This is a genomic window from Paenibacillus oenotherae (genome assembly GCF_019443105.1).
Taxonomy (GTDB): Bacteria; Bacillota; Bacilli; order Paenibacillales; family Paenibacillaceae; genus Paenibacillus_Z; species Paenibacillus_Z oenotherae.
The window spans coordinates 52,122-67,322 of sequence record NZ_JAHZIJ010000018.1 but is presented as its reverse complement, the minus strand read 5'-3'; the positions used below and the strand labels follow the sequence as shown (position 1 = coordinate 67,322).

At 50.2% G+C, this 15,201-nt stretch carries 18 protein-coding genes; 2 read left to right on the top strand and 16 right to left on the bottom strand.

The genetic code is table 11. The features are described 5' to 3' along the window. Positions 1-62 precede the first annotated feature (62 nt). Positions 63-542, bottom strand: coding sequence for a 6-carboxytetrahydropterin synthase QueD (gene queD, locus K0T92_RS19840; RefSeq protein WP_219874221.1), 480 nt, complete (start codon positions 540-542; stop codon positions 63-65). Positions 543-648: 106 nt separating this feature from the next. Further along, complete coding sequence (locus tag K0T92_RS19835) at positions 649-1,095, bottom strand: NUDIX hydrolase (RefSeq protein ID WP_219874220.1); 447 nt, start codon at positions 1,093-1,095, stop codon at positions 649-651. Positions 1,096-1,244: 149 nt separating this feature from the next. Here K0T92_RS19835 and K0T92_RS19830 point away from each other — a divergent pair, with 149 nt between their 5' ends. Then, positions 1,245-1,412, top strand: a complete 168-nt coding sequence (locus K0T92_RS19830; protein WP_219874219.1) for a hypothetical protein — start codon at positions 1,245-1,247, stop codon at positions 1,410-1,412. An 81-nt stretch (positions 1,413-1,493) separates the two neighbouring features. Here K0T92_RS19830 and K0T92_RS19825 read toward each other — a convergent pair whose 3' ends face one another. Beyond that, positions 1,494-2,792, bottom strand: a complete 1,299-nt coding sequence (locus tag K0T92_RS19825) for an FtsW/RodA/SpoVE family cell cycle protein (RefSeq protein WP_219874218.1) — start codon at positions 2,790-2,792, stop codon at positions 1,494-1,496. Beyond that, positions 2,789-3,121, bottom strand: coding sequence for a PadR family transcriptional regulator (locus K0T92_RS19820; protein ID WP_219874217.1), 333 nt, complete (start codon positions 3,119-3,121; stop codon positions 2,789-2,791). Before K0T92_RS19820 ends, K0T92_RS19825 begins: the two co-directional genes overlap by 4 nt. 480 nt (positions 3,122-3,601) lie before the next feature. Here K0T92_RS19820 and K0T92_RS19815 point away from each other — a divergent pair, with 480 nt between their 5' ends. After that, positions 3,602-3,868, top strand: a complete 267-nt coding sequence (locus tag K0T92_RS19815) for a hypothetical protein (protein ID WP_219874216.1) — start codon at positions 3,602-3,604, stop codon at positions 3,866-3,868. Between the two features lie 57 nt (positions 3,869-3,925). On the opposite strand, the gene K0T92_RS19810 is transcribed toward K0T92_RS19815, so the two are convergent. The 12 genes from K0T92_RS19810 to K0T92_RS19755 form a co-directional block, all read right to left on the bottom strand. After that, a complete protein-coding gene (locus tag K0T92_RS19810) occupies positions 3,926-4,651 on the bottom strand; it encodes a metallophosphoesterase family protein (protein ID WP_343223750.1) in 726 nt (241 codons plus the stop codon). A gap of 90 nt (positions 4,652-4,741) precedes the next feature. Further along, positions 4,742-5,545 carry a PhzF family phenazine biosynthesis protein gene (locus tag K0T92_RS19805; protein ID WP_219874215.1) on the bottom strand — a complete coding sequence of 268 codons (804 nt, stop codon included), beginning with the start codon at positions 5,543-5,545 and terminating at the stop codon, positions 4,742-4,744. 91 nt (positions 5,546-5,636) lie between these two features. Next, positions 5,637-6,350: an HAD family hydrolase gene (locus tag K0T92_RS19800; protein WP_219874214.1), complete on the bottom strand. Its 714-nt coding sequence runs from the start codon at positions 6,348-6,350 to the stop codon at positions 5,637-5,639. Continuing rightward, entirely contained in the window at positions 6,331-6,771 is a 441-nt protein-coding gene (locus K0T92_RS19795) for a hypothetical protein (RefSeq protein WP_246628293.1), read from the bottom strand. The genes K0T92_RS19800 and K0T92_RS19795 overlap by 20 nt, the downstream gene beginning before the upstream one ends. Positions 6,772-6,870: 99 nt before the next feature. Then, on the bottom strand, positions 6,871-7,830 hold the full coding sequence (locus tag K0T92_RS19790) for a DMT family transporter (RefSeq protein ID WP_219874212.1): 960 nt from the start codon (positions 7,828-7,830) through the stop codon (positions 6,871-6,873). Positions 7,831-7,858: 28 nt separating this feature from the next. Next, a complete protein-coding gene (locus K0T92_RS19785) occupies positions 7,859-8,332 on the bottom strand; it encodes a GyrI-like domain-containing protein (RefSeq protein ID WP_219874211.1) in 474 nt (157 codons plus the stop codon). Between the two features lie 228 nt (positions 8,333-8,560). Then, positions 8,561-9,247, bottom strand: coding sequence for a hypothetical protein (locus K0T92_RS19780; protein WP_219874210.1), 687 nt, complete (start codon positions 9,245-9,247; stop codon positions 8,561-8,563). 67 nt (positions 9,248-9,314) lie between these two features. Next, positions 9,315-10,037, bottom strand: a complete 723-nt coding sequence (locus K0T92_RS19775) for a HEAT repeat domain-containing protein (RefSeq protein ID WP_219874209.1) — start codon at positions 10,035-10,037, stop codon at positions 9,315-9,317. A gap of 181 nt (positions 10,038-10,218) precedes the next feature. Continuing rightward, entirely contained in the window at positions 10,219-10,815 is a 597-nt protein-coding gene (locus K0T92_RS19770) for a DUF4269 domain-containing protein (protein WP_246628292.1), read from the bottom strand. 145 nt (positions 10,816-10,960) lie between these two features. Next, positions 10,961-11,392 carry a metallothiol transferase FosB gene (gene fosB, locus K0T92_RS19765; RefSeq protein WP_246628291.1) on the bottom strand — a complete coding sequence of 144 codons (432 nt, stop codon included), beginning with the start codon at positions 11,390-11,392 and terminating at the stop codon, positions 10,961-10,963. Positions 11,393-11,643: 251 nt separating this feature from the next. Then, positions 11,644-13,170, bottom strand: a complete 1,527-nt coding sequence (locus K0T92_RS19760) for a Calx-beta domain-containing protein (RefSeq protein WP_219874207.1) — start codon at positions 13,168-13,170, stop codon at positions 11,644-11,646. An 807-nt stretch (positions 13,171-13,977) separates the two neighbouring features. Next, on the bottom strand, positions 13,978-15,093 hold the full coding sequence (locus tag K0T92_RS19755; protein ID WP_219874206.1) for an N-acetylmuramoyl-L-alanine amidase family protein: 1,116 nt from the start codon (positions 15,091-15,093) through the stop codon (positions 13,978-13,980). Positions 15,094-15,201 lie beyond the last annotated feature (108 nt).

Here is a 15,201-nt window from a genome sequence, read left to right as displayed (position 1 = left end):
GATCCCGTGTGTCTTCTGCCTGCTGGATGCCCCTCACCCCGTCATCCGGGAATGACAGCCCGTCACTCATTCTCATCCGCCTCCATCAACGCCCGAGTGACAGCCGCATAGCTGGTTGGCGTTTCCCAGAGACGAATTTCTTCAAGCCGTATATTGGGATGAAGCCCCTCTTCCCGCAAAGCGCAATCGAGCTGCTCATACATCCAGACGACCATGTTCTCCGCCGTCGTATTCATAGGCGGCAGCACCTCGTTCAAGTAACGATGGTCCAGCTTATCGATGATCCGCTCCTTCGCAAGCCTCTTCATATCAGCAAAATCAATCGTTAATCCTCTAGCATCCATCTTCCCTGACAGAATCGTTTGGAGCTTATAGGTATGTCCATGCAAGCTCTTGCATTTGCCCTCATATAAATGCAGATGATGCGCGCTGTCAAATGTAAACTCTTTGGAAACGAGCACCCGCCGGTTATGGTAACGGAGCTGATGTTCTTCAATATCCTCACCGAGCTGTTGAATCTTTCTCGGAATCTCGTATGTCACGTTTCACACCTCGCCCTTTACAATATGCTTATTATAGCATGGGCGGTAAGCCCCTACAATTAGCGGGCAATTAATCCCACAGCCCTCTCTATCTGCCGCGCGTCCGTTACAGCTTGCCGTTAATAAGCTGGCGGCGCGTGTTATTTTGATCCCGCAGCCTTGCATGTCCCGTATATTCCAGCGCATCTTGAATACGTTCAATATTGAAATTCGTGATCGGCCCTGGCAGCTTATCCAGCGCAAAAAAACCGTAGCGGTCAATCTCATCCCCATCAGGCACCGGAATGCCAGACCAGCTCCCGGCTATAAAAACATAATAATAAGCGTGCCGATGCGGCAAATAATACATTCCGCTAAGCTGCAACTGATCCACAGTCAAGCCGATTTCCTCACTGCTCTCCCGTGCAGCAGCTTCCCATGCAGCCTCGCCTGTATCTATGCGTCCCCCTGGGAGCGACCATTTGCAGCCGTCATACGTTTGCCTGAGCAGCAGCACTTCACGCTTCTCGTTCAGAATGACACAGCCCGCAGCACTAATTCCGTAATTATCCACCAGATGCAGCCTCCACTCGCTTTATGACGCTATAATGAATCCGTCTATATTGTAGATGATCCGCAGAAGCTTGCCTACTATTAATCTGTTGTTCGCAACTTTGCCGCATCCCCGCCCGTCAGAACATTAACGGATAAAGGAGGAATGGTATGAGATTGATACATGCAGCAGTCCTCTTCCTGCTCGTATGCTCCCTTGCAGCATGCGCTTCAGTGAATAATACACCAACTGCCAAGCCGCCGCAGTCACCGCCGCTAGCAGCAAGCCCGGATAAGCTACCGCCGGCAATCACATTGGATGAGGTTCCCGTAGAGTAAGCCAAGCAGCCAGCAGCTCTCATTGCAGCGCAAAAAGGGAGTCTACCGGGACATTATATGCCCCATTAGACTCCCTTTTGTTCAATTCAGGCTTGTTCTCATGTTGCGCCGCTTGTTTATCGTCAATATTAATCCGACCGTCACACAATGGAGCAGCAGTTGATTGTTGCCGTAGCTTAGGAATGGAAAAGCAATTCCCACATATGGAGCTAGCCCGAGAACCATCAGTATTGGTATTATAAATTGCACTCCCAGCATCGTCAGCAGCAGAATGAGCAGCAGCTTTCCGTAGTCATCACGCTGTTTGCTGATAAGCTGGATTACTTTCACGATGAATAGCAAAGCCATTGCAGCGATTCCTATGCCTGCGCCCCATCCGAAGCAGTAGATAAAATAGACAAAGGCGGAATCGCTGTGATGAAAAGGCAGCCGCTCATTAAACGCACCTAAACCATGGCCGCTCCAACCGGCTGAACGAAATGTCTCCATAGTTTGAATGACGTAATAATCCGCGCCCTGAGGATCATTCAAGGTCATAAACGATGTCAGTCTCTCCAGCCAATAAGGTGAGCTGCGAATACCTTCGAAAGCAATGAGTGCAAAGACCCCCGCGATAATGATCCAAAACTGCTTCATGGTGCGCCTTGTCAGCCACAAATGAATAAAGAAACCGGCTGTGTAGACAGCGCCTACGGCCATGCTCTCGCACATATGGAATAGAGCAAGCGGAATGAGCAGCCGATAGGCGACTCCGAAGATGTCTTGTTTAACGTTCCTGGCAGGCGGCATTCCCGGCAGGGCGAGGAGAAGGAGGAACATCCCGATCATGGCCGTATCCAATTGAAAACTTCCAATCGAGAGATATCTGGTTGCCCCATTAATTTCAATCCCAGTAGCAGCGGTAACCGCCATTAACGCCAATGCGATAGCAAACAGCCAATGCGAGTAAGATTTCAGCTTGCGGTAGTCGCAAAACCATAGAGCGGTAATAGCCCCAATACCCAAGACACTGAATAAGACCGACTTCCCTACAAAATCATAGCCGTTACCCGACTGCGGCCAGCCAGCTTGAGCCGAGTAAACCGCGAAAATTCCCATCGCCATGAACAGCAGCAATATGCCTGCCAGGCTCCAGTCCATCAATGGACGATGCACGCGATGCAGTCCGCTGCCAACAACATCAGCTGCTCCCATATCAGCTATCGCGAGCGCTATCGACTCCTCCTTTTCAATCCCCCTGCTTGTATAGTCCATGATCCTGTCAGCGAGGTGATCTACCAGTTCGGCCTTAATATCACTGTGCTGCTCCTTCGCCCTCACGTAACGGCAAACCTCCGCCAGAAACCGCTGCACCAATGGATGTGAATGAAGCTCCTTCATGCGTGCCCCTCCCCGATAACACGTTCCAATGCACCTCTGAACAGATTCCACTCCTGCTTCTTTTCCTTTAATTGGCCTCTTCCGGCGTCTGTAATTGTGTAATATTTGCGCTTGCGTCCCTCATGCTCGCTCCAAGAAGCCTCTACCCATCGCTCGGCTTCAAGCATATGCAAAATAGGGTATAGCGTACCCTCCTTCAAGCTGAATACGCCCTCCGACTGACACTCAATTTCTTTGATCATCTCGTAGCCATACATTTCCTTACGATCCAGCAGGGTCAGAATCATGATAACCGTACTGCCCTTCAATAGCTCCTTATTAACCTTCATGCGTCACCTTCCCCTATACCTAGTAAATCTATACATAGATTTACTAGGTATTATAATTCAAAAAAAGCCTCTCCGCAACTTCCTCTTGACGGGAGGCACTGTGAGGTGCGAATGGGGGTTACTAGGAACCTGTTCTTGATGATGCAGACATAGCCGGAGGATGGCATGCAAATAGACTATATGTCTGTGCTGGATCTGCTGAGGAGACTGTAGTACTTTATTTTGCGATAGGTTGTGTAGAATCGGTAGAAATCAATAAGAATCTATACAAAAAACCAGGGATTTACAATTAGAGTTTCTCCTTTGATTGGTTGTTTGATTTCTATAGGCTTCAATCGAAATCGCGTCTACTGGCTTCGCTACTGGATTGGACGATTGGACATGCCAAAAAGCCTGCGAAAGGGCAGGAAATAAGGTTAAAAGAAGCACTGGGCAATTGAATGCCTGCTAATCTGCAGGCATATGAGGCGAAACTGGCCGATGGGGGACAAATACGATGAAATGCCTGCGCTCTTGCAGGAATTTCAACATCATGCAGGCCAAAACGAGAGAAAACCTGCTGTTTTGCAGGCATACTTGCGGTTTCTGGATTTGTTTCTGGATTTGTTTCTGGATCTGTTTCTGGATCTGTTTCTGGATCTGTTGCTGGATCTGTTGCTGGGTCTGTTTCTAGAGATGTCTCTCGATCTGTCTCTCGATCTGTTTCTCGAGCTCTCCGGAGCTGTTCCCATAGCCATACCCGCGTAGTCGCAGCCGTCCGTAGAATCGCCCATGAGTTATAGAGACATCGACAACCTGAAAAAACTATCCACTATGCATGGTTTTCCAGGTTCTGTACGTTCCATTGACGTCGATCTCCAGCGCATTCAGCTGCATGCCGTAGGCACAGCCGCCGTCAATCGCTATTTTACCATTGCCGAACCAAATCTCTGCGCTGTTATGAATATCCATCGCTTTCGTATGGCCGAAAACAACTGTCTTCTCAACGACCGTCGGATGCCGGTAGAAGTTGTCCTTAATGTACATAAAATCATGTGGGGGCTGATCCTTCCATTGACGGAATGCAGGGTTTAAACCAGCATGAACATAAATATGCCCTGCATCCTCATCGTACAGGGGCAGATTCGCCAAGAAATCAATATGATGCGAATATTTCTCCATGATGGCAGTCCGCGCCTGCGCCAGCATCTCCTTACCCACATCCGCCTCCTCGCAATCCAGCCCCAAGTAGCTGATAACCGTCGATTGTCCGCCATGCGCCAAAAACTTGTCCATCGTATCCGAATCCCCTGATCGGATGAGATCTACAAGCCTTTGATCATGATTGCCTCGCAAAGCGACTGCGCCGTGCTCGCTTACGAGAGTGCGAACCTCTTCAACAACCTCCTTGCTCGCCGGCCCGCGGTCCACGTAGTCCCCGATCAGGATTAACTTGTCGCTTGAAGGGTGATAGCCCGCAAGGTTCAATAAGGATTGAAACTGTTCATAGCAGCCATGGATATCGCTAATAACTAATGTCCGCTCCATCATGCGAATTCACCTCTCCTTGGAAATTCTGATGTTTGACACGTTCTTTCAGGACAGCGGTCATCCGCATGACGGTGGCTGCGGCCACAATAACTATACCTCCAGCACGCCTCTTAATATCGTAACCGCTTGGCCCGCCATCAGAACACGGTCTCCCTCGACCCGCAGCTGAAGCACGCCTCCGCGTGATGACGCCTGATAAGCAAGCAGCTCCTCCTTGCGCAGTCTTCCCTGCCAATAAGGCGCCAGCGCACAGTGCGCTGATCCTGTGACAGGATCTTCATTCACTCCTACGGCCGGGAAGAAGGCTCTCGAGACAAAATCATAGCCCGCATCTGTATTCCGCTCCGCGCGGCTGGTAACGATGACGCCCCGCGTCTCCACCTGTCCCAGCAGCATATAATCAGGCTTCAGCGTCCGTACTGTCTCTTCACTATCCACTTCCACCAAATAATCCATCCGGTTGCGTCCAACATATCTCGGAATCAAGCCAAGCGCCTGTATAAGCTCCTCCGGCGCAACAGCAGGCGAGACCGGCTCTGCAGGGAAGTTTAACTGTACGCCGCCCGCAACCTTGTCCGCTGTAAGCAGTCCGCTCCGCGTATGAAAGCGTGCTTGCTGCCCCGCCTCCAAATGCCCGCTTTCCCACAAATAATGGGCGCTTGCCAGCGTAGCATGTCCACACAGATCAACCTCTGCTTGCGGTGTAAACCACCTGAGGGTATAGCTGCCATCCTCTTGACGCATCAGAAATGCCGTCTCCGAGAGATTCATCTCGGCAGCGATGTTCTGCATCCAGCCTTCCTCCGCCCCCTCCTCCAGCAGGCATACCGCTGCTGGATTGCCACGGAACGGCTGGGAAGTAAAGGCATCCACCACAGCAAGTGCAATCGTCATCCTCATATCACCCTTTATTCCATTTTCATGTTGCAAGCGACTCCGCGCCCTCATAAGAGAGGCCAGCAGCAAAGGCGGCAGCAATAATCAATCATAGCAGCATTGCCTCCAGCTCCATCAAATGCGCAATGACAGCGGCCGGTTCATGAGCGGTAAGCGGCTCCTTTCCGGTGGGGTTGAGCCAGACCGCAGATATTCCCGCCTCAATAGCTCCGACGATATCAGCAGGCCAGGAGTCGCCGATGAACAGAGCCTCTTCAGCCGTGCATCCCATACGGTTCAGGGCAAGCATGAAGATCTCGCGATTGGGCTTGGAGATGCCGACATCGCCGGAGACAATGATGCCAGCCTCAGGGAACAGCTCCCTCAGACCAAGCCCGTCAAGCTTCTCTCTTGCCGTATCATGCGCGCCATTCGATATGACCCCTAGCGAATAACAGCAGGCCAGCCTTTCAAGCAGGCCCTTTATGTCCGTATCGCACTTGAGCAGCGACAAGCTGTTGCTGATGAACAGCCTTGTGAACGATTCCGATTGCTCTTCCGTCAACTCTTGTCCGAATTGCTGCAATGTATCCTTCAGCCGCAAATGACGGTATTGTTGAAAGGTCAGTTCACCGCGCGCCAGCCCTTCCCAGCGCAGCTCGCTATAGTGGTTGAAGGTTCGGCAAGCCGCTCCTTGCTCCAGCCGGCAAGTCAGGCCATGTCCCGCGAAGGTGATCGAGACCGCCTCCTCCCAATTGGCACTGAAATCATACAGCGTGTCATCAATATCAAACAACAGAAGCTTAATGCCTTCCAGCTTCAAGCCGCCCCCTCCTCACAAACAGCGATAATAGCAGGCCATAGCAAAGATGCCCCAACATCCACAGCAGCAGAGCCCGCCCATCATTCGTAGACGGAACCCGGTCTGAAACGAGTGTCAGCGGAATCCATGTCAGAGCCGCAAGCAAGCCTAGCACGACTCCTGTCAGCATTGGCTGTCTGAGCCTGCTTTCAACCATCCATACATATAGAATGCCCAGCGGGAGGGATACAGCGAGATGAAGTGCAAACTCCGCTGTTTCCGGCAATCGCCGGGGCATGAATGGGACAAAATCAATATTGAGCAGCAGCGTGTAGACCCTTTCCTCCGTCACAATCTGCAGCCACTTGAGCAGCAGACCCAGGCCAATTCCTGCCCCTAGACCTGCAATTGCTCCCCGCAGCAGCAAGGATGGCCAGCCCATGCGTTCATCTCCACCAGCCCTCTTCATAGCAGACCGCTTCGCCTGCTGATCGCCCCGGCAGAATGGGCGGTCAGGTTGAAGCCTGGGGCTTCTATCATGTCAGTTCTCACGAACGTGCTTATGGTCAATGCGCTCACCTCTTGCCTTTCTCCGGTTCACAATGATAATCCCCAGGCTCACCAGCATAAGAGCAAGCAATACGGCCGCGTGAAGCTGCTCGGATAGCAGCAGCGAGGATTGCACGACGCCAAATACCGGGATGAGGAACAGATACATCGAAACGCTGCCAACCCGGTTATATTTCATCACATTATTCCACAGCATGAAACCAAGCGCGGATACAACCGCCAGATGCAGCAGGATGAATGAGGATTGCCAATTGAACACAAATGGTGACCAACCCGTCTTCCATACCGAGATCGCACATAGAACGATTCCGCCCATCACCATCTGGTAGCCGTTAATATAGGAGACGCTGAAGGCTCCCGCAGCTCGCCTGGACAATAGATTGGCGCAGGCATTGGTGAAGGCGGAGGCCAGCAGCAGCAGCTCACCTGTGGAGAACAATATACTGTTGTCGCCATGATGCTTGTATAATCCCAGTACAATCAGCCCCGTGAAGCCGACCAGCAGTCCAAGTGCTGTTGAGCCTGTTAAACGGTCATCGCGATAAAAAAAATGAGCGAGCAATATTTGGAAGAACGAAATCGCTCCCGCAATTACCGCTCCCACCATTCCCGCGCTCATTGACATGCCCATATAGAAGAACGTATACTGCAGTACGGTCTGCAGCAGCGCAATACCGCCCACCAGCCCTGCGCTGCCCCGCTGATATCCCAGCCGCTCCCGCCTTATAATCATAAACAATAAAATGAGCAGTCCCGCCAAGGTGAAGCGATAACCGGCGAAAAGCAGCTGCTCGTATGTTTCATTAGCGTGAATATCGAGCGCTTCGTAGCTTAATTTAATAAAAGGATACGCACTGCCCCACAACAGGGTTGCTCCAACTGAAGCAGCCATGATGCCCAAGGGGTGTGTATAAAATTTTGCTGCAGTCATAACATTCGCTTTCTCCTGTTCCTGCTTCCTACATATCTACAGCCTGACGGTCAGAGGCCTGAATCGGAATGAGCAGCTCAACCGGCTCCTCCTCCAGATGCTCGTCAATATAAAATATTTCTAATGAAACGGCATTGTCCTGCTTGATGAGCTTGTGTTCATTCATCCATGCGAACAACTGCTCATAGCCTTCGCCAATCCGTTTGTTGGTACAGGTTACCATCGCATAATGATGCTCCGGAATAATGAACTGAACCATACCTGGCGGAACTTGATCCATATGGGCAACCTCGTAACATGCCCAATAGGTTGCAAAGGCCTCATTACCGAAGTAAGGGCTGTGCAATGCCGTGGATTTCACTTCTCCATTCAACTCATGCTTTCTTGAGAGAAACTCGCTTTGCAAACGAATAGCTTCATCTGGAAACGTCGAATATGGACCGCAGTAACTGATACCGACCAGGTTGAGGGCTGGTTTCGTAACCACTGTGCAATTATTCATCGCGAATGACCTCCCACTAAGTTTGGCGAAGCGAAAAGCACACAAACATGGGCTTGACTTCATTTTATTCCCTTTTTCAGTGTATCATGTTCTTCTCTTTGTTTGATATCTTTTTTATTTCTTAATATTTAACACATCCTGCTCAAATTAAAAACCCGCGATTGCTCGCGGGCTCTATAGCTCTATTGTATATTCCCGGGAGCTTCCAGCCCCATGGATGCCCCCGCGCTAAATGCTAAAGCCCGGATGTGTGGCAAATGCATTATCGATAACCAGGTTGCCCCGTTGGCGGGCACGCTGCTTCATAGCAGAGGTGGTGCGGGCCCCGGCGGCATAGAACCACCATAAGTAGAGCGCCCCGTACATCCATGCACCCTCATAACCCCAGCTTGAATCTGCGCCGCTTTTGCCGCCTCCGAATACGGAGCCTGCCGGGAAATTGGCGTTGTGGCTCTTGCCTCCCATGTGACGCGCTTCGTGGATAAGCGTTTCCGCTCGGCCCGGCACATCCTTGGAATAGAAGAAGCCCAAATAGACCTCGACCCGATCATCGACGAAAATGCCGGAATACGCTCTTGCAATCGCGCTGCCATCTCCGCATAGGGAACGCAGGTCGTCGATATTGTTCCGCACATATCGTCTGCCCCAGTTCAGAATTGGCGCATCCCAGCTTTCATTCGAAAAGTCTTCTGCGGAATAAGTGAGCAGATAACAAGCATTAAAGGCGCGCGCAAGCGGTTTATCCGTATTGCAAGGGTCCTCCCAGCCGAAGCCGTCGTCCCAGTAATCCTTGTTCCCGCTGAAGCCGTACGTATTCCAGAAATAATCGATATAGGCCTGGTTGCATATAATTGAGCCGTACAAGTTATCCCCACTTGCATTCTTGTCAGGTACTGTGTAGCTGCAGCTTGCCATAAAACGCCTCCTAATGGTTGTAAGTAGCCCCTACTTCCTGAGTATCGTATCAACGCTTCTCTAAGTATTATCGCTTGCCGTCAAGATCCGGAGGAGGCAGCTCATCTTTGTCCCGGTTCACGATATGCAGACCGCCCTGCGCTTGCGGAACCCTTCGTACATCGGTACGCTGAATGTCAAGAATCCGATGATCCTCCTCAGGCAGCGACTTGAGCAGAATTTCGCGGGCATCCTTGCCTCCGTATGTCAGAAACCCTTGTATGGCTGCCCGTTTGATAGAGAAATTGTCGCTAGACGCGTGCTTGAGCAGAATCTCTCTCGCCCGTTCATCCCCTATAGCTGCGAGCTGCGTAATGCCTTCAATTGCCGTCGTACGGATAATAACTTCTTCTCCAACCGTGCTGAAGCTGTGGGGATCCTCCGATTTCTCCGGTGGTATAGTACTGGACACAACTTGCTCCAGAGCAGATAATGTGGATGGTTCGTTCAGATCGGTTAATAACTGGACCAGTGACCAACGATCCAAATATTGATCACTGGACAATTGCTCATACTCTGTTGCAATAATGGCTGTCACTTCTTTTGCTGTCCGTGACAGCTCAGCCAATGACTTGCGGTATTTGTGCTCTGCATCCGCACCGACACCGCCCATACGATTCACCGTTTCGGTCACCTTGTCATTAAGCGGGTTGTTCGGGAAATTCCGAAAGCTGAACGTTTGTGCTTTCTTTTCCACAGCGAAGGAATGATCTCTTGCTACTTTTGGCGAATCATTGCTCTGTTTACGCACAGGTATCCTCCTAATATAAGATTGCCAACCTGCTCCTGCAAGGTCTTTAATGAGGTCGGCTCTTCACATCCTATGAGGGAAAATAGCGAATATTCGCCTGATATTATTATTGTAATTTTTGGAATATTGGCAGCGTTTTCATAATTGTTCAAAGTCTTATCAGCTCTCTACTGCCCGCATATTAACTGGGGTCTGTCTTGCTTTTTTTCGTCATATGCATCAGTCTCTTATCGCTCCAATGATACATATCAAGCAATATTTTGTAGGCATCCCCTTGCAGCCCCAGAAACTGTCCGAATGCCGGTTCGGTCTTCAAGCCGGAAAACTTCAGCAGCCGGATCTCCTCCTTGGCCGTACTGCCCAGCAGTCCCAATATTTTTGCTTCCACAATCATATGCATGTAACCGTTCTGCCGCTTCGTTGGAACAGGCTGTCCGAATATCTCGATTGGCCAGCCATTATATGCGAAATTAACAACTGTACGCTCCATACCATCCTTCATGCGACGGATACACCGGAACCCTTCATGTTCCCCATAGAGCTCGTTCGCAATACGGACAAATGCAGCCATATCCATCACTTCACATGCAATGTCGAGGTCGCTCCCCGCAATATCTATCCCGATGGGAACCGTGCCTACAAGGATCGGATTGAATGCTTGCAAGCTTGGAAACACCCCTAAACTTCTCAATGCCTCATATGCGCTTCTCTGTCTCTCATTCCCGGCAGCCAAATAATCAATCGTATGGTATCGAATCTCGGCAATGTCCATTTGCATGATACAGCTCCTTCTAGAATCATCGCTCCACCGCGCGCAGCTCCCAGCTTACGATTGGAGCGATGACGGCAATGGCTTTAAGGAAACGCAATTCGATCTTTCACTGTTTTCAGTGCTTTCACTGCTCTCACTGCTCTCACTGCTCTCACTGCTTATCATAGAAAATCATATGGCCCTTGTCAGCCCTGTAGTAATCCATCCGTTCCTGCAGAGAGCCGGTATGAAACTCGAACTGATGCCCGTCAGGATCCAACAGATAAATCGATTTCTTATCCCGCACATCTCTTGCCCGCCCTGGCAGCAGCTCCACCTTCAGCTCCAGCAAGCGGGTGTAAACCGATTCATACTCATCCTCCGTAATCGTAAAAGCGATATGGGTATAGCTTTTGCTCTCATGCTCTCTTGGTATATCCTCTTCATTCAATGCGATCCATAATCCATTCAGATCGAAATAAGCGAGCTTCCTGCCCGTTACCAGCAGCCTGGCCCCAAATACTTGCTCATAAAAAACAATCGAACGCTGCAGATCCGAGACAGAAAAACAAAGATGGTTAATTCCCTGTATGTTCACAATCATCGCTCCCCCTGAAAGTTCATTGATTGAAGACTGGCAACCGCAATATATCTCCCCTTAGCAAGTATACGACAATTGACGAAGAAAAAAGGAATAAACTAACATATCTTCATATTCGACGCTGTGTTCACGTATTTTCTTGCTGTCTAAAAACGATCAAGGTTTCCAAATTAAATAAGGCGACCGTTCCCCGATTATACACCGGGAAGCGATCGCCACTTGCTCTTCTTATTCGATCCTAATTCTAATGAAGGTTACTTTATATGATCCTTATCATAAATAACAACTTCTGTCACTGCTTTCGGACCCAATACTGCATTGCCCGTTGGATTCAACAGATTCACCGTGAAAGCCTCCCGATACTCAACCGCATGATCGTCCACAAGCTTGATCTTGACCGTCTTGCTCGTCTCGCCTGCCGCAAAATTCAACGTGCCAGCTGCCGCAACATAATCAGAACCAGCAGCCGCTGTACCGTTAACCGTTGCAAATTTCACACTGGCTGCCTCTGTAATATTGCCTGTGCGCGTGACCTTCAAGGTAGCCCAGCCAAGCTCCTCAATGAACGGGTAGCTCGCTGCTGCAAACTGTATTTGAGACGGAGGAGTGATATCATTGTCCTCGATAGTTACCGCAGCAGTTGTAATGGAACCCAGTGCTGCACCGTTAGTCGGATCACTTAACGCAATGGTGAAGCTTTCCTCACTCTCTGATAGCAGATCATCGTATATTGGAATCGCTATCGTCTGATAGCTTTCTCCGGGCGCAAAGGTTAACGTCCCGGAGACGGCCTCATAGTCGCTGCCGCTTAGGGCTGATCCGTTGCTTGTCGAATAATTAACCGTCACTTCTCCATCTGTGCCGTTATTGCGGACTACTGTAAGATAAGCCGTCTGACTGCCGTCACCTTCAATGACAGAGTAGGAATCCCCTTCAAAATCGAACTGACCAGGATTCCACGGCCCTTCATCATTATCTGTAATCGTCACATTCGAGCTCGTAACAAAACCTAAGCTTGCGCCGCCGGAAGCGTTATACAGCGATACAGTGAAATTTTCTTCACCCTCATACTCGGCATCCTCATAAATCGGAATATAAATACTTTGCCAGGTCTCTCCTTCATAAAACACCAGCGTACCGCTCGTGCCGCAATAATCCACATTCTCGTCAGCACTTCCACTGCTTGTGCTGTAATCAACCGTCACTGTGCCGCCAGCACCGTTCGTGCGGCTAACCCCTAACGTAACATAGCCTTCTCCTTCATTGACCGAAGTAAATTCTGGCTCCAGCTGCAATTCGCCCGGCGGATCCGGAATCCAATAATCATCATCCCCAATCGTCACATACCCGACAGCATTCGCGCCAAGAACTGCACCTGCGCTCGGGTTGCTCAGCTGAATCGAGAAATCTTCATCGCCCTCTACCTCATAATCATCATAGATAGGCACTTCAATCGTCTGAGTTGTCTGCCCGCTTTCGAATGTCAGAGTGCCCGAGACAACCCCGTAGTCACTACCGCCATAAGCCACGCCATCGTTAACCGTGTAATCTACTGATAGTGCTGATTCCCCGCCATTGGCAAGTCCGACAGTCACGTATAGCGTTCCATCTGCTTCGTAAATATAGTAATAATTGCTGTCCAAACTGAACTCTGCGGGAACCGTGTCATCCCCATAAGCAACCCCGCCGAAGCTGGCGACAGACAGTGCGAGCGCTAGCAGCATGGAAGTAAATACTCTTCCTTTGGATTTCACCGGCAATCTTCCTACTATCCCTTTCATAATCATTCACCCTTCACCTTATTATTGATACAAATCGTATCAATTGATAATTTATACCACTTTCTCTCATCCATCAAGTGACAATAGACTTATTCTTAATCCGCTTAATTCGACAATTCCGCTAAGATTAGCATGTTTTTCTCATCGCTTGCGAAGCTGCACTTCTTGCGCTATGCCCCATATCGGGATAAGGGCTCTGTATTCGGGCTTTCAAAGTACTCATTGGTAGGTGCAGGGTGGGGACAAATTCTGCAAAAGGGGGACAATTGGCTCTGTCGCGAGCTGTGGAAAAAGTCCGGTTTAGTCTCAGGGAGTTGCGCCATCCTACAGGGGGATCGATTCTATCAACGTTGAACATTCCTGCGTAACTGCAGTTTTTTTCACCTTCCGGCCTCCTAAAGACCGAATGCCTGCCAAAGTGCAGGATTATCGTTCTATTTCCTCTTACTTGATCAATTTCGCTCTAAATCCCTGCTCAATCGCAAGCATTTTCTGGTAAAGGTACTTTCTGACTAAAATTCCTGCACTTACGCAGGCTTACTTCCCTGCTTATTGACTTGAAGCCATCTCATGCAGAGCGTGGGCTTCATGCGGAACGTGGGTATCATGCAGAGCGTGGGCTTCATGCGGAACGTGGGTATCATGCAGAGCGTGGGGCTTCATGCGGAACGCAGGATTTCATCCGTAGCCAGGGCATCGTCGTGGATGTACTCAAATCAATCAAAAAGAACCTCCATTATCATCAATGGAGGTTCCCAAGAGGGCCGTCGGCCCTTATTTTCAGCTCTCGCAGGAGCCGCTTCTCAATCATTTGAAATAATCCGCCAGCCCATTCGCAATTGCTGCGGCGGCCTTCTTCTGGTATCCCGATTCGCGGACAATCGCCTCGTCCTTGGCGTTGGATAGGAATCCAAGCTCTACGAGCGTGGAGGGAGTCTCATTCTCACGCAGAACATGAAGATCGCCGTAAGAAATCCCGTTGCTTCTCAGCCCAATTCCTTGCGCGAGCCTGCCCTCTACCGCTCTGGCCAGCGACTCATCCTTGGTCTCTGAATAGTAGAAGGTAAGGATGCCCGAAGTGTTCTTCTCCGATGAATTGTAATGAATGCTGACAAAAGCATCCGCTCCTGCTGATCGGCTCGTCTTCACCCTGTCGGATAATGCCGGCTTCTGCTCGTCCTTCGTTCGTGTCATGACAACATGAGCGCCGCGACCCCGGAGCTCCTCCGCAAGATAGAAGGATGTGCTCAAGTTGAGCTCCTTCTCCAATGTATTATGGCGGGTGCCAATCTTGCCGGGATCACTTCCCCCGTGTCCGGGATCAATCACAATCACTTTCCCCGCAAGTACGCCTGAAGGCGCCTTTCCTGAAGCCGTCTTGCCTGCAGCTCCCGCGCCAATATATTGTGCCGACACCCAACCGATCTGGCCGCCTTCCGTGCGAATCTGAGCCCACCCGTCTTCGCGGGCAAGCACAGTTACAAGCTCTCCCTTCGAGAGTCCGCCAAGCACCTTGTAATTAAGTCCGGCTCCTGATCGGATTCGCAAGGCATCTGCCAATACAGCAGCCTGATCGCTTTGTGCCTTCTTCTTATTCGGGGTCTGCGCCACCGTATCTGTCGCGGATGCCGTCACGGCTCCACTGCCATTAATCTTCTTCAAATAGTAACCTGCCGCCCATCCCGATACTTTGCCCTTCGTCACCTTCAGCCACCCGTGCTCTTCACTGGAGACCGTGACCAGATCCCCGTTCTGCAACGATCCCACAACAGAAGCTTCAATTGAGGGCTCGCTGCGCACGTTAATGGAGCTGCCGAATACTTTAGCTGTATATTCACCGCTTGCAGCCGCCTTATCCGGATGATATCCGGAGATACTTGCCAACAGACAGAATAGAAGCACCGCTTGCACTACTTTTTTCATAAGGATCCTCTTAGATATTCATAGATTATCAATTCATGGGGTCGGACTATTATTATAGCAGCAATTACTAGATTTATGCAGTCCTATTCTTTGTATGAACAATAGGAG

Coding starts and splice junctions, on each gene's coding strand:
- K0T92_RS19830 (WP_219874219.1), top strand. CDS start 1,245: ATGAGATTGATACATGCAGCAGTCCTCTTCCTGCTCGTATGCTCCCTT.
- K0T92_RS19825 (WP_219874218.1), bottom strand. CDS start 2,792: ATGAAGGAGCTTCATTCACATCCATTGGTGCAGCGGTTTCTGGCGGAG.
- K0T92_RS19820 (WP_219874217.1), bottom strand. CDS start 3,121: ATGAAGGTTAATAAGGAGCTATTGAAGGGCAGTACGGTTATCATGATT.
- K0T92_RS19815 (WP_219874216.1), top strand. CDS start 3,602: ATGGGGGACAAATACGATGAAATGCCTGCGCTCTTGCAGGAATTTCAA.
- K0T92_RS19810 (WP_343223750.1), bottom strand. CDS start 4,651: ATGATGGAGCGGACATTAGTTATTAGCGATATCCATGGCTGCTATGAA.
- K0T92_RS19805 (WP_219874215.1), bottom strand. CDS start 5,545: ATGACGATTGCACTTGCTGTGGTGGATGCCTTTACTTCCCAGCCGTTC.
- K0T92_RS19795 (WP_246628293.1), bottom strand. CDS start 6,771: ATGGGCTGGCCATCCTTGCTGCTGCGGGGAGCAATTGCAGGTCTAGGG.
- K0T92_RS19790 (WP_219874212.1), bottom strand. CDS start 7,830: ATGACTGCAGCAAAATTTTATACACACCCCTTGGGCATCATGGCTGCT.
- K0T92_RS19785 (WP_219874211.1), bottom strand. CDS start 8,332: ATGAATAATTGCACAGTGGTTACGAAACCAGCCCTCAACCTGGTCGGT.
- K0T92_RS19780 (WP_219874210.1), bottom strand. CDS start 9,247: ATGGCAAGCTGCAGCTACACAGTACCTGACAAGAATGCAAGTGGGGAT.
- K0T92_RS19770 (WP_246628292.1), bottom strand. CDS start 10,815: ATGCAAATGGACATTGCCGAGATTCGATACCATACGATTGATTATTTG.
- fosB (WP_246628291.1), bottom strand. CDS start 11,392: ATGATTGTGAACATACAGGGAATTAACCATCTTTGTTTTTCTGTCTCG.
- K0T92_RS19760 (WP_219874207.1), bottom strand. CDS start 13,170: ATGAAAGGGATAGTAGGAAGATTGCCGGTGAAATCCAAAGGAAGAGTA.
- K0T92_RS19755 (WP_219874206.1), bottom strand. CDS start 15,093: ATGAAAAAAGTAGTGCAAGCGGTGCTTCTATTCTGTCTGTTGGCAAGT.